The sequence below is a fragment of the Streptococcus oralis genome (genome assembly GCF_001579175.1).
Classification (GTDB): Bacteria; Bacillota; Bacilli; order Lactobacillales; family Streptococcaceae; genus Streptococcus; species Streptococcus oralis_O.
This window is the reverse complement of the sequence record NZ_KQ970759.1, coordinates 214333-227658: the sequence shown is the minus strand read 5'-3', so window position 1 is coordinate 227658 and position 13326 is coordinate 214333. Positions and strand designations below refer to the sequence as shown.

The following is a 13326-nucleotide window of genomic DNA, read 5'->3' as shown; positions in this document are numbered from 1 at the left end:
TTGATGGAAACAGAAAAGAAAATCATCTGTCTTCTCTGCTTATCTGGTAATAAATAAGGTCCGCAACGTAGTCTTTTCTCTCCACACCATGGGCAATAGTTTTTAGATAAGGCATTCCCGCTTTTTCCATCACACGGCCTGAAGCTGGGTTGAGACTGGCGTAACGAGCTCTGACTTTTGGAAAACCTGCTTGAGTAAAACAGAAGTCTAGTACAGCTTTCAAGGCCTCCGTCATCATACCACGACCCCAATAATTTTTCCCTAAAATATAGCCAATTTCACAACTTGAATCTTTCTCATTCATCTCAACGATGCTGATATCTCCTATCACATGCTCAGGATCTTCTTTGAGACAAATGGCCCATTTGTAATAGTTGGGATTGGCGTAGGAGGCAACCCAATTGCGAATCGAGTTTCGAGTCACGTCAAGATTCGGATGGGGATCCCAAGTGACATAGACAAGATTCTCAGCAGATGAAGCCCAATTTTCAAACATGGCTTCTGCATCACTTTCCACAAATCGTCTCAAAATCAAACGTTCTGTCTGTAATATTTGCGTACCGGTTGCTTTCATAATGTTACCTCGCTTTCTAAGCTTAAGGCTCAAGCTAAAAAGGTTCCCCGGGCCTTCCTCGCTTTCTCATTTCTAGGCTCAGGGTAAAATGACTATACTCAGTAACAGCTAGAAAACAAGTTTTTCATCTAGTTACTTGACGCAGTCGCTGTCTGGTTTGAAATGCGCTTTACCAAGCTTTTTCAAACCTAGTCATCGTTGCGGAGGTGAGACAAGGAAATCGAACTCTACGAGTTACAGAATCTGCCTCGCTTTCTCGTTTCTAGACTCGGGCTAAAAAGGTCCCCCGGACCTTTTTACTCCCAAAAGTCATCAAATACGGTGATTGGTAAGTGGCGTTTGTGTTGGCCTTTGTGCCACCAGTTTTCGATGATTGCTTGGGCTTCTGGACTGATGGTTTTGCCTTCTAGGTAGTCATCAATTTCATTGTAAGTGACTCCAAGAGCGACTTCGTCAGCCATGCCCGGCTTATCTTCTTCGAGGTCTGCGATGGGTACTTTTTCATAGAGGGCAGGATCTGCTCCAAGCTCGATTAAGAGTTGTTTCCCTTGGCGTTTATTGAGGCGATAAAGTGGGAGAATATCCGCACCGCCATCACCAAACTTGGTAAAGAAACCTGTGATATTTTCCGCAGCGTGGTCTGTTCCAATGACCGCTCCGCTATGGGCACCCGCAAGGGCATATTGGGCAATCATACGACTACGAGCTTTAATATTGCCTTTGTTAAAGTCTGAAACAGGACTTCCTGTCGCTTCAACTGCAGCTGTCATGGCATCAGCTGATTCCTTGATATTTACAACTAGACTGACATCTGGTTGGATGAAAGCGAGGGCTTTTTGAGCATCCGCTTCGTCAGCTTGGACTCCATAAGGGAGCCGAACAGCGATAAATTTGTAGCTGTCATCTCTAGTTTCTGCTCGCATTTCTTCCATAGCTAATTGCGCCAAACGCCCCGCTAAGGTTGAGTCTTGTCCTCCAGAAATTCCTAGTACAAAGGTTTTAAGGAAAGAGTGTTTTTTCAGGTATTTTTTTAAGAAGTCAATCGAACGACGAATTTCTTCCTGGGCTTCAATAACTGGCTTGACACCTAGTTGCTGGATGATGGTCTCTTGCAAACTCATTCTTCTTCTCCTTCGCCAAGGGCTTCCTTGCGCATCTTGTCAATCAAGTCCATCTTATCTTGCCAAATATCACGCGCCAAGTCCACTGGATAGTGCTGCGGATTAAGCACGCGCTTGTACTCATCCCATAGCTTGTCAAATTCCTTGCGAGCATATGCCTGAATTTCTGTCAAACTAGGCAAATCGTAAACTAATTTCCCTGCTTTGAAGATGTCCACCAAGAGAGGAACAGCATCAAAATTTCGAACGGTCTTCTTGATGTAAGTATAGGTCGGATGGAACATTTTGATTTCTGTCATGCTGGCAACATCCACGCCATCATAAGTAATGTAGTCACCTTCAGACTTGCCTTTTTCACGACTGGTAATCCGCCATACTTGCTTCTTACCTGGTGTCGATACTTTTTCAGCATTGCTTGAAAGCTTGATGGTATTGCGCATCTTACCAGTTTCATCTTCGATAGCTACAATCTTATAAACCGCTCCAAGGGCTGGCTGGTCATAGGCCGTAATCAGCTTGGTACCCACCCCCAAACGTCAATCTTAGCGTGTTGCATTTTGAGGTTAAGGATGGTATTTTCATCGAGGTCATTGGAAGCGTAAATTTTGGCATCTGGATATCCAGCCACATCTAACTGTTGACGAACTTTCTTGGAAATATAGGCTATATCCCCCGAGTCAATACGAACGCCTTTAAAATTAATCTTGTCTCCCAGTTCACGAGCAACCTGAATGGCAGCTGGCACACCGATGCGAAGCGTATCATATGTATCTACTAAAAAGACACAGTCACGATGGGTTGAAGCATAGGCCTTAAAGGCCTCATAGTCGTTTCCATAAACCTGTACCAAGGCATGAGCATGAGTACCCAAGACAGGAATGCCAAAGAGCTTCCCTGCTCGCACATTGCTAGTCCCGTTGGCTCCACCAATCACAGCTGCGCGTGTTCCCCAGATAGCTGCATCCATTTCTTGCGCACGACGTGTCCCGAATTCCATCAAAGGCTCATCTTCAATGACTGAACGAATACGTGCTGCCTTGGTCGCTATCAAGGTTTGAAAGTTAACGATGTTTAAGAGAGCCGTTTCGACCAATTGACATTGGGCTAGAGGTCCTTCAACCTGCACAATCGGCTCATTAGCAAAAACCAAGTCCCCTTCCTGGGCAGAACGAACCGTTAGTTCTAACTTGAGATTTCGTAGGTAATCCAAGAATTCTCCATGATACCCAAGCGTCTCTAAGTAGGCAATATCACTGTCTGAAAAACGCAAGTCTTTAAGATAATGTACAATTCTTTCCAAGCCAGCGAAAACTGCATAACCGTTGTTAAAAGGTTGCTGGCGGAAATAAACTTCAAAAACCGCCTTTTTATTGTGAATTCCTTGGTCAAAGTAAACTTGCATCATATTGATCTGGTACAAGTCCGTGTGCAATGTCAAACTATCATCTGGATACATCTGTTTTCCTTCTTCCTACTTTACAAAGGTATGAACGTATTCTACCACTTTCACACCATCCGATAAATTAGTACTATTATAACACATTTTACCGATATTGATAAAAAGCTAACAAGCTATTCTCCGTTCTCCAGTTCATCCATATCTTGCTCAAACTTTTTTTGAGCCCATTCGCCATAACTTTTAAGGCCGAGATTGCCGATAAAAACCCAAGGAAGGTAAATCAGATAAGTAAGGATCCAAGCAGACAGATATTTAAAATTCAAAGGATTGTGCTGATAAATTTCTATGTTAAATTGATAATTCTGTAACATCAAAAGAGTCGTAATAGCGAGAGTTACCAGCAAACACCCTACAATCGTAAAATGAAAACGACTATAGTAGGTCACTCCAAGTTGTCGTGCACGATTGAAAAAGAAGAAAATTCCTAAAAGAAGAGTAACCAGAAGAATATCAGGATTAAAAAGAGCAGGTGCTAATACAGCCACCAAATAACTTAGCAGAATGAGCCCGATAAACATATAAAAAGTCTCTGTCCCAGCTTTGTTAAACAGTTGTTCTTCTCTTTCGTCTAATAAATGATAATAAAAAAATCTATTTTTCATCTTCTTCCTCCCAAAATAATTGATCTAAAGTTTTGCCTAAGCATCTGCAAATAGACTGGCAGAGGGAGAGACTAGGATTGTATTTCCCTGCTTCTATCAAGCCTATAGTCTGCCTCGTAACACCCACAGCCTCTGCCAAATCCCCTTGTGTTAAATCATGCTCCACCCGAGCTAGTTTTAATTTTAAATTTTTAGTCACTAGCGTCCTCCTTATAATTTTTAAAAAGTTGCGCTTCTTTTAAAAACATTATACCATATATCTGACTTAATGCAATATATAAATTTCATTTTGTAAGATTTTATTAACAAAAAACTCTCTATCATCTTACATGATAAAGAGTATTCGTTCTTTTTTGATACTTAGCTAAGCTCCTCTTCAAAGGAAAGAAGTCTAGGTCACAAATTCTTCTGGTAATAGTATCTTTGTCCTGTGTAGGGATAGTCTTGCAAGGTAAAAACTTCCTTGTAGCCATGACTTAGATAAAAATCTGGGGCTTGAAACTGGTAGGTATTGACAAAAGCAAAACGACAATTTCGATTCTTAGCTTCATTTTCTGCTTGTTGCAGTAGTTTCGAACCAATTCCTTGTCCTCGTAGCTCCTCTTTCACAAACAAATATTCGATTTCCAGCCAATTTCCGAAAGTCTCAGCTACTAAGCCCGCCATGAGATTGCCCTTTTCGTCTTCGAGATAAAGATTCAGTGGCTCGCTCTCAGCCTCTTCTCTTTTGGAACGATTATAAGCACGAATCAAAGTCCCAATTTCTTGCGCTTTATGTGATTCCTTATTTTCCAATCTAACGTGCATTCAAACCTCCTAATAAACTGCTACAGCTTGATTATAGTCTTATTTCGATGGACTGTCAAACTAGAAAAACTCACCAAGCAGAGTTGATGAGTTCATGATTTATTTTCTAAATTTCCACTGACTATAAATCCCAAAAACAAGGATCCAAATAGCAGAACCAACTGCCCCCATGAAAGTCGACTCTTGCAAAAAGAGAGTCACAAAAACAAAGACAAAAAAGAGGATGGTTAGGGGATTAAGCAAGCGATACTGAGGCATGAGGTAGCCATCAGCCATGAAATCTTGTGACTTGCGGTATTTTAGATGAGCCACCATAATCAAGATATAAATAGCGATATAAACACCTGATGAGGATGCTGTGATCAAAGCAAAAGCATCTGAAACACCTGGCAACACATTGATAAAGGCAGCGAGAGCAATCAAGATCGCTGAGGCGATGATGGCATTTTGTGGAACATTGTGGCGAGAAAGGGTATCGACCTTGATGGCCTTTAAGAAACGATTGGGCGAATCATGGGCAATCTGATATAAGTGTCTCCCTGTTGAGTAGAGAGTTGAGTTAAGAGCAGACGCCGCTGAGGTCAAGACAACAAAGTTGATTAGAGCTGCTGCCCACTTGATTCCCGCCAGTTCAAAAACCGTTACAAATGGAGAATCTGAAGAATTAAGATAAGACCAAGGAATAATGGCCATAATCGCAATGAGAGCTCCCCCATAGAAGAAGATAATTCTGAGAGGAATTTCCTTAACAGCTTTGGGCAAGACCTGACGAGGGTTCTTTGTTTCAGAAGTTGTCACCCCAATAAACTCAATCATCAGATAGGCAAAAAATACCATTTGAAAGGCCATGACAAAGTTCATAACTCCGTTTGGAAAAAGAGAGAATTGGTCACTGATATTTGCCAAACTTGCAACACCATGCGGTGTCTTAAAGCCTGTCAAAACCATAAAGATCCCAGTTGCAATCATGGCTAAAATCACCACAATCTTGACCATAGCAAACCAAAACTCGACTTCGCCAAAGAGCTTAACTGCAATCAGATTGACCAACGCCAAAATCGTTAAAAAGACAAGCTGAATCATCCAGCTAGGCCAGGTAGGGAACCAGAAGCGGACATAGTCTGAGATGGCAGTGATTTCTGCCATACCGATAAAGACAACAGACAACCAATAAGACCAAACTGAAAAATATCCCCAGCCTTTCCCCAAATGACGGGTGATAAAGTTGATAAAGGTATGCTGTTCTGGATCCTGATACAGCATCTCCCCAACAGCTCTCATCATCAAAAACATAAAGGCTCCTGTAATCATATAAATCAGGATGATCGAAGGTCCTGTAAGGCTGATAGAGCGACCAGCACCTAGGAAAAGTCCTGTTCCGATTGTTCCCGCAATGGCCATCACCTGAACATGGCGATTGGTTAATCCACGCTCCATTTTATTTTTCTTCTTGTATTCACTCATATAGTCCCCCATTTCATCTAAAAAACCAAAAAGGAGTTGAACGAGGCGAAAAGCCTCCCCTACTCCTTTTTATTCTCATTAAGCTGTTTTTTCAACCTTCAAAATTTTTACTTGATAGCTGCCAACTGGTGTCTCGATGGTTGCTGTATCTCCAGTCTTTTTACCAATCAAGGCTTGTCCAATCGGACTCTCATTTGATACTTTACCAGCAAAAGCATCTGCACCCGCAGAACCAACGATGATGTAAACTTCTTCATCGTCTTCACCGACTTCTTGGATAGTTACAGTCTTACCAATCGCAACTTCATCCAGTGCAACTGCATCGCTGTTGACGATTTCAGCATAGCGAATCTTTGTTTCCAAACTAGAGATTTGTCCTTCAACAAAGGCTTGTTCATCTTTTGCTGCTTCATATTCACTGTTTTCTGAAAGGTCTCCGTATGAACGAGCGATTTTGATACGCTCTACAACTTCGGGACGACGAACGAGTTTCAATTCTTCTAATTCTTTTTCAAGTTTTTCCTTTTCTTCAAGGGTCATTGGGTAAGTTTTTTCTGCCATTTTTCTCAACTTTCTTTTTCTATTAGGTTTTTAAAACAAAATTATGTGGAAAACCACATAATTTTAGTTTGAACTACTTGATTGGGGTAATTTGCTATTGATATGCTCTGCAACATTTTGATCATGTTCTTCTTTGGTTGTTGCAAAGTATACTTTACCATCTTCTACATTGGCTACAAAGTACAAGTAGTCACTCTTTGTCTGATTTACACTTGCTTCAATCGCATCTAAACTTGGGCTATCAACCGGTCCAGGCATGAGGCCAAGGTGCGTATAGACATTGTATGGTGAGTCGATATTTGTATCAATTGTAGCGTCATCAGCTAAACTAATCTTTTGACCAAGTTTGCCTTCAGCATACAGGATAGCAATGTTGCTTTGAAGTGGCATGCCGACATTCAAACGGTTATAGAAGACACCTGCGATTTTCTTGCGGTCTTCGGTCTTAGCACCTTCTTTTTCGACAAGAGAAGCAATGCTGAGCAATTCATTAACTGTCAGATTCTTTTCTTTGATCGTAGCGTAATATGGTGACATAGCCTTATCCATAGCAGCCACCATCTCATCAATCAAACTTTCAACAGTTGTGCCGTCTTTGATCGTATAGGTTGCTGGGAAAAGGTAGCCTTCAAGACGATAACGAACGCCACTGTCTTTTGTTGGAAGACTTCCAAGTAGGTTTGGATACTTGGCTACTAATTGTGAGATAAAGGTCTCATCTTGAGCTTTTGCCAAGAAAGCATCCGCAGTAAGAGGTTCTTTAAATTCACCTTGAAGTTGTCCTACTGTTTGAGCGATTTGCTCTAATGTATAGCCTTCTGGAATTGTCAAGTTTGCAAGAACAGGTGCCTGAGCTTCAGGAGTCCCACCTTTTTCTAATTCTTGAATCAACTCATCCGTACTCATACTCTTCTTCAAGTTGTAATAACCTGACTTCAAGTTAGCATGGCTATAGTATTTAGCATAAAGACTAAAGATAAGTCCATGTTTAACCAAACCAGATTTTTCCAAGGTGCTTCCAATTTCTTGAACATTTGCACCGTCTGGGATTTGAACCGTTACGTAGTCCTTAGAGCTCGCATCAACTGGTTTCAAGGAATCTTGAACATAACCATAACCAAAATATCCACCAACTGCAACGAGTACTAGGAGAACTAGAACTGTTACTAGGCAACCTTTGGCTTTTGATTTTTTCTTTTTCTTAGTTGATGTTGTACCTTGACGACGACTACGACGTGGAGCATCAGCTAACCCACTGCCAGATTCTGTAGAAACAGGCTCAACTCTTTCAGGCATATCTGGGGTGATTTCCTCTTTCTTGTCTTCTGTTTTATAGGTTACGGCAACCTTAGTCGGAATTTCGTTAAACTCTTTTTCTTGCGATTTGAGTTCAACTGGTTCAACCTTAGGTTGGACTGGCTCCACAACAGGTTCTTCAGTTACCTGACTCGGTTCTACAATCGGTTCTTCAGATTCTACAACTTCAATCTTATCAATGATAGGCTGTCTAATCTCTTTCTCTTCTTGGTCATCCGTTTCATCAGTTCTAGCACTTGAAAGTGGAGGAACACTTGGTGCATTCTTTAGAATTTTATCGACAACAGACAGGGAATCAGCCATCAACTCTTCTGTTGATGTTTCTGGTTCAAGATCTGAAGGAGTTGCTGAACTAGCTGGAGATGATGAAGCCGTCAGATTTGGAATCTCTACTTCTTTCTCTCTTCTATCTTGTTCTTTTACTCTTTCTAAATCACGTAGAATCTGCTCTTTAAAGCTTAATTTTTCTTCTTCTCTTGATTTTTCAGTCAAAAGCATTACCTCCTTGTTGACAATCCATAATATTATATCTTAAAAGTCGCAGAAAAGCAACCAACTAGGGCATTCCCTAGCTAGTTTTCTTTATTTTCTGGCTGCCAAACCATATCATACCATGTTTCCCCAGCAAAGCTTGACTGGGATATTCCTTCATTAACAAAACCGTGCTTTTCATAATAGGGAATCAAGTAGTCATGGCAGGTCAGGTTGATACCTTCCCTTTCATGCTCTAAAACCACTTCTTTTAGGGCCGTCAGCAATCTCTTACCGACACCCAAAGCTTGTGCTTCTTTAGCAATGGATAGACAGGTAACAGAGATATAACCTCCAGATTTGTGACTGTGGTCCGCTATTTCTTCTGTAAAGGACTGATCTTGGAGATGGCGGTGTGGGACGACTGGACCTTCAATGTAGCCAAGGACACGTCCTTCTTTTTCAGCGACGAGAAAGCTGGTCTGAATTTCACGTAAATGCGCCTCAAAGACCGAACGAGGAATGGCTTCTTCAAGGGAAAAATTCTCTAGCTCTATCTCGAAAATTCGGTCCAAATCCGAAAATCTCGCTTGTCTGATTTTCATATTTCCTCCTGATAAAAGAGATTAGCCCAAGTCATATACCATTCAGAACCACTGTCATATTGACTCCCTGTCACTTCTTCTTCAACAAAGCCATTCATTTCAAAATAAGATAGTAATTCATCAGGACTCTGCAAAAGAATACCTTGATAATCTAGTTCGACTGTCACCTGTTTCAAGGCTGCAAGAAGAAGAGTTCCCAAACCTTGTCCACGATGGTCTGGATGAATGGCTAAACGCTTGATTTTAAGGTTTAGGAGTGCTTGAGTGTGTGTTTCTGACACTTCAGCCCCAAGAACATAGCCCACCAGCTGATTTTCATCCCTAGCTACAAGAAAGGTACCCGCAGACTTGCGGATACTCTCTTCTAAGGATTGGTGGCTAAGGGTCTCTTCTGCTGAAAAATTGGCTTCTTCAATCGCCAACATTTCTTCTAAATCTGATAAGGTAGTTTGCCTTATAGTGATTGGAATTTCCATTTGTTTTTCCTATTGGACGTTGCTTGACAGGTTAGACAAGAGACGTTCAAATGAGTACTCATAGGTTTGGATGTCTCCTGCTCCCATAAAGACGTAAACAGCATTGTCATGGTCAAGGAGTGGCGATACATTTTCAACAGTGATAACCTGGTGTTTCTTGTTAATTTTATTGGCTAAGTCTTCTACCTTGACATCACCATGGTCCACTTCACGAGCGGATCCATAGATTTGCGCTAGGTAGACGGCGTCTGCTTGATTCAAGGCTTGTGCAAAATCATCTAACAAGGCAATAGTTCTTGTAAAGGTATGCGGTTGGAAGACTGCCACGATTTCCTTGCTTGGGTATTTCTGACGAGCCGCATCCAAGGTCGCAATGATTTCTGTTGGATGGTGGGCAAAGTCATCAATAATTACCGTGTCATTAACGATTTTCTCAGTGAAACGACGCTTAACACCCGCAAAAGTTTTCAAGTGTTCACGAACCAAGTTCAAATCAAATCCTGCTGTGTAAAGAAGACCAATAACAGCTGTCGCGTTCATGATATTGTGACGGCCAAAGGTTGGAATGTGGAATTGACCCAATTCTTGTCCACGGAAATGAACAGTAAAGGTTGAACCAGTTGTTGAACGAAGGAGATCGCTAGCTACAAAGTCATTGCCCTCAGCTTCAAAACCATAATAGTAAATCGGAGCATTGGCTGTAATCTTACGCAACTCAGCATCCTCACCGTAGATAAACAAACCTTTCGTGATTTGTTTAGCATAGTCATTAAAGGCATTGAAAACATCTTCTAGACTAGTGAAGTAGTCTGGGTGGTCAAAGTCAATGTTGGTGATGATAGAGTATTCTGGATGATAAGGCATGAAATGGCGCTCGTATTCGTCTGATTCGAAGACAAAATATTTGGCATTTTCAGAACCACGACCTGTCCCGTCACCAATCAAGAAGCTCGTATCTGTGATGTGAGACAAAACATGAGACAACATACCAGTTGTTGAGGTTTTCCCATGTGCTCCAGCAACTCCCATGCTGACAAAGTCGCGCATAAAGCTACCTAGGAATTCGTGGTAACGTTTGTAGCTGATACCATTTTGATCTGCATAGGCGATTTCAACGTTGTTATCTGGACGGAAGGCATTTCCCGCGATAATCTCCACATCACCTTGTAGGTTCTTTTCATCAAAAGGAAGAATCGCAATCCCTGCCTGCTCTAGTCCACGTTGAGTAAAGTAATATTTTTCAACGTCTGAACCTTGAACCTTATGCCCCATTTGGTGCAACATCAAGGCCAAGGCACTCATCCCTGATCCTTTAATTCCAATAAAATGATATGTCTTTGACATGCTTTTCTCCCTTACTCAGTAATTCTTGTCAGATTCAACTCTTGGGCAACCTGACGTTCCTGTTCTGATTGCTTTTTCTTTTTATTATAAATCTGGCTCTTCTTCAGAAAATCATAGTTGTTCTTTTTAGCTTTTCCAGCTTGATTTTCTAAAGTCGGAGTCGCTACTTGTCCAGCTTCTTCAGCTAAAATATAGTGGGACTGGCTCAAGTTTTTGCTAAATTTAGCAAACTCACCTGGATTTTCCTTTTGAAATGGCGCTGTGGGTTGATTTCCCTGACGAACAAGTTTTGAACCATTGTGTCGTCTGGTATGGCTAACATCTTGGGTCAAGTATTTGGCTGAACGTTTCTTTTTTAGATCCGCACGCGCCTCTTCTCGAGCCAACTCTGCATAAGTCTTTTCAACTTTTTTTACCTCTGGAGCTGGTTCTGGCTTTTTGCTAACCACAGGAGCAACTACACTAGCTTCCTCAACAATAGGGGACCATTCTAAATAGTTTTTATCTCGGTAATCGCCTTTGATATTGCTGATAAAGTCAGACTCATCATACAAGTCCATGACTGGCATTTCGGTCAGCATGATCTCGTCATCTGACACCAATGGAAATCGATCTTGTTTCATTTTGTATTTCCTTTCAACTCTTCATTATAGCGTATTGTCTTGATTTTTCAAGTGTTGGCTTCAGAAATCCCTAAAATTTCTCGAATTTCTGCCAGACTGAGGCTCGCACGCGACTCTGTACCATCTAAAACTTGGGAAACCAAATGTTTTTTCTGTTCTTGGAGTTCCTGAATTTTTTCTTCAATGGTTCCTCTCGAAATCAAGCGATAAACCTCTACCTTCTGGTCTTGTCCCATACGATGAGCACGTCCGATAGCTTGGGCTTCAACCGCAGGATTCCACCAGAGGTCCACTAGGATAACGGTATCAGCTCCCGTTAGATTAAGACCGACACCTCCTGCCTTCAGAGAGATGAGAAAGGCGTCTCTTTCTCCCTGATTAAAGGCCTTGGTCATCTCTTGCCTGTCTTGAGCATGAGTTGAGCCTGTGATTTTGAAAGAAGTCAAGCCCAAGTCTGGAAGTTCTTGCTCGATTTTTTCCAACATTCCTTTGAATTGTGAGAAAATCAAGACCCGATGGCCACCATCAACCACTTGTAGCAATAAATCTCGGAGACTATCGAGTTTACCGCTGGCGCCATGGTAATCGTCCATAAAGAGAGCTGGCGTATCGCAGATTTGACGCAAACGCATGAGACCAGATAAGATTTCTACGCGACTTCTCTGGAATTCTTGATCTGTCACTTGCGCTAGACGCTCTCGCATCTGTTGCAACTGGGCCAGATAGATGGCCTTCTGCTGATCTTCCAGTTCGTTTTTATAGACGACTTCAATCAAATCAGGCAGTTCTGTAAGGACTTCTTCTTTCTTACGCCTCATGACAAAAGGCTTGATAAACTGCGCTACTCGGTCAGCCGGTAATTTCATAAACTCCTTTTTACTTGGCAAGAGCCCCGGAAGCACAATTTGAAAGATAGACCACAACTCTCCTAGATGATTTTCTATGGGTGTACCTGACAATGCAAAGACTGCTGGCACCACAAACTGGCGCAAACTCTGGGCAATCTTGGTGTGAGCATTTTTCATGACCTGGGCCTCATCTAAAAAGAGAAAATCAAAGGACATCTCTTGATAGAACTCGCTATCTTGACGAAAGCTCGCATAGCTAGTCACATAGACTTGATGATTTTCGGAAAGAATCACTTCTCGATTTGCTTTCAAACCATGAACAACAGCTAAATCCAATTGTGGTGCGAATTTCCTGAATTCATCTGCCCAGTTGTAGATCAAACCTGACGGCGCCAAAATCAAGACACGACTATCCTCTGTCACCTGACTTGTCAAAAAAGCAATGGTTTGCAGCGTTTTTCCCAACCCCATATCGTCTGCCAAGATGCCTCCAAAGCCATAGTGATGAAGCATCTGGAGCCAACGGACTCCCTTTTCTTGATAGTCTCTCAAACTCGCCTGCACCTGTACATCTCCTAAAGGAAAGTCCTCTGGATGGGTCAAATCATGGGCCAAATGCTGAAATTCCTCCGAAAATGCTATCCGATCGCGACCTTCAAAAAGTTGAGAAAGACTATAAGCTAAAGATTTTCGAGCTTGGAAAGAACCATCTTTTAGTTCAACACCCAGTTCCTGCAAATTCTGACGAATCTGCTTGGTTTCCTCATCAAAAAAGAATACTTGATCAGAAGAACTGATATAGAAATCCTGATTACTGGTTAAGGCTTTAAGAGCTTGATCAATCTCTTCTTGGCCAATCCCTTGGAAGTCAAACTGAATTTCCAGCAGTTCTCCCTTGGACTCAATCTGAACCTGAGGAGTTTGAAGGCTGTAGAGCTGATTTATCTCATCAGACAAGAAAACTTGACCCAACTTCTCAAAAGCAGGAATCGTATGGTGAAAGAAAGAGTAAACTGCCTCAGGCTTCAAAGCCTGTCTCCAAGACTGAAAATCA

The 13326-nt window shown here is 41.8% G+C and carries 13 protein-coding genes and 1 pseudogene; all 14 read right to left on the bottom strand.

Annotated features, from left to right (window positions below; genetic code table 11):
* Window positions 1–22: 22 nt before the first annotated feature.
* Entirely contained in the window at window positions 23–574 is a 552-nt protein-coding gene (locus SORDD24_RS01155) for a GNAT family N-acetyltransferase (RefSeq protein ID WP_061406758.1), read from the bottom strand.
* 296 nt (window positions 575–870) lie between these two features.
* Window positions 871–1695, bottom strand: a complete 825-nt coding sequence (gene nadE, locus SORDD24_RS01150) for an ammonia-dependent NAD(+) synthetase (RefSeq protein WP_061406756.1) — start codon at window positions 1693–1695, stop codon at window positions 871–873.
* Window positions 1692–3151: pseudogene (locus SORDD24_RS01145) on the bottom strand (nicotinate phosphoribosyltransferase). The gene nadE and the pseudogene SORDD24_RS01145 overlap by 4 nt, the downstream one beginning before the upstream one ends.
* Window positions 3152–3267: 116 nt before the next feature.
* Window positions 3268–3756, bottom strand: coding sequence for a DUF6773 family protein (locus SORDD24_RS01140; RefSeq protein WP_061406755.1), 489 nt, complete (start codon window positions 3754–3756; stop codon window positions 3268–3270).
* Window positions 3746–3955, bottom strand: coding sequence for a helix-turn-helix transcriptional regulator (locus SORDD24_RS01135; protein WP_061406753.1), 210 nt, complete (start codon window positions 3953–3955; stop codon window positions 3746–3748). The genes SORDD24_RS01140 and SORDD24_RS01135 overlap by 11 nt, the downstream gene beginning before the upstream one ends.
* 197 nt (window positions 3956–4152) lie before the next feature.
* A complete protein-coding gene (locus SORDD24_RS01130) occupies window positions 4153–4563 on the bottom strand; it encodes a GNAT family N-acetyltransferase (RefSeq protein ID WP_081103479.1) in 411 nt (136 codons plus the stop codon).
* A gap of 99 nt (window positions 4564–4662) precedes the next feature.
* Entirely contained in the window at window positions 4663–6027 is a 1365-nt protein-coding gene (locus tag SORDD24_RS01125; protein WP_061406751.1) for an amino acid permease, read from the bottom strand.
* 78 nt (window positions 6028–6105) lie between these two features.
* Entirely contained in the window at window positions 6106–6588 is a 483-nt protein-coding gene (gene greA, locus SORDD24_RS01120) for a transcription elongation factor GreA (protein ID WP_000818752.1), read from the bottom strand.
* Between the two features lie 63 nt (window positions 6589–6651).
* On the bottom strand, window positions 6652–8403 hold the full coding sequence (mltG, locus tag SORDD24_RS01115; protein ID WP_081103478.1) for an endolytic transglycosylase MltG: 1752 nt from the start codon (window positions 8401–8403) through the stop codon (window positions 6652–6654).
* A 74-nt stretch (window positions 8404–8477) separates the two neighbouring features.
* Window positions 8478–8981, bottom strand: coding sequence for a GNAT family N-acetyltransferase (locus SORDD24_RS01110; RefSeq protein ID WP_061406749.1), 504 nt, complete (start codon window positions 8979–8981; stop codon window positions 8478–8480).
* Window positions 8978–9457 (bottom strand): GNAT family N-acetyltransferase, encoded by a 480-nt coding sequence (locus SORDD24_RS01105; protein WP_061406747.1) that lies wholly within the window; start codon window positions 9455–9457, stop codon window positions 8978–8980. Before SORDD24_RS01105 ends, SORDD24_RS01110 begins: the two co-directional genes overlap by 4 nt.
* Before the next feature lie 9 nt (window positions 9458–9466).
* Window positions 9467–10801, bottom strand: coding sequence for a UDP-N-acetylmuramate--L-alanine ligase (gene murC / locus SORDD24_RS01100; RefSeq protein ID WP_061406745.1), 1335 nt, complete (start codon window positions 10799–10801; stop codon window positions 9467–9469).
* A gap of 11 nt (window positions 10802–10812) precedes the next feature.
* Window positions 10813–11424, bottom strand: a complete 612-nt coding sequence (locus SORDD24_RS01095) for a divisome accessory protein ZapJ (RefSeq protein WP_061406743.1) — start codon at window positions 11422–11424, stop codon at window positions 10813–10815.
* Window positions 11425–11471: 47 nt separating this feature from the next.
* Window positions 11472–13326: DEAD/DEAH box helicase (locus SORDD24_RS11480; protein WP_231082639.1), on the bottom strand; the 1855-nt coding region annotated here is incomplete at its 5' end.

What these genes read in the sequence shown, in the direction of transcription:
- mltG (WP_081103478.1), bottom strand. Translation starts at nt 8,403, where the DNA reads ATGCTTTTGACTGAAAAATCAAGAGAAGAAGAAAAATTAAGCTTTAAA.
- SORDD24_RS01140 (WP_061406755.1), bottom strand. Translation starts at nt 3,756, where the DNA reads ATGAAAAATAGATTTTTTTATTATCATTTATTAGACGAAAGAGAAGAA.
- SORDD24_RS01110 (WP_061406749.1), bottom strand. Translation starts at nt 8,981, where the DNA reads ATGAAAATCAGACAAGCGAGATTTTCGGATTTGGACCGAATTTTCGAG.
- SORDD24_RS01125 (WP_061406751.1), bottom strand. Translation starts at nt 6,027, where the DNA reads ATGAGTGAATACAAGAAGAAAAATAAAATGGAGCGTGGATTAACCAAT.
- SORDD24_RS01130 (WP_081103479.1), bottom strand. Translation starts at nt 4,563, where the DNA reads ATGCACGTTAGATTGGAAAATAAGGAATCACATAAAGCGCAAGAAATT.
- SORDD24_RS01105 (WP_061406747.1), bottom strand. Translation starts at nt 9,457, where the DNA reads ATGGAAATTCCAATCACTATAAGGCAAACTACCTTATCAGATTTAGAA.
- SORDD24_RS01155 (WP_061406758.1), bottom strand. Translation starts at nt 574, where the DNA reads ATGAAAGCAACCGGTACGCAAATATTACAGACAGAACGTTTGATTTTG.
- SORDD24_RS01095 (WP_061406743.1), bottom strand. Translation starts at nt 11,424, where the DNA reads ATGAAACAAGATCGATTTCCATTGGTGTCAGATGACGAGATCATGCTG.
- nadE (WP_061406756.1), bottom strand. Translation starts at nt 1,695, where the DNA reads ATGAGTTTGCAAGAGACCATCATCCAGCAACTAGGTGTCAAGCCAGTT.
- murC (WP_061406745.1), bottom strand. Translation starts at nt 10,801, where the DNA reads ATGTCAAAGACATATCATTTTATTGGAATTAAAGGATCAGGGATGAGT.
- greA (WP_000818752.1), bottom strand. Translation starts at nt 6,588, where the DNA reads ATGGCAGAAAAAACTTACCCAATGACCCTTGAAGAAAAGGAAAAACTT.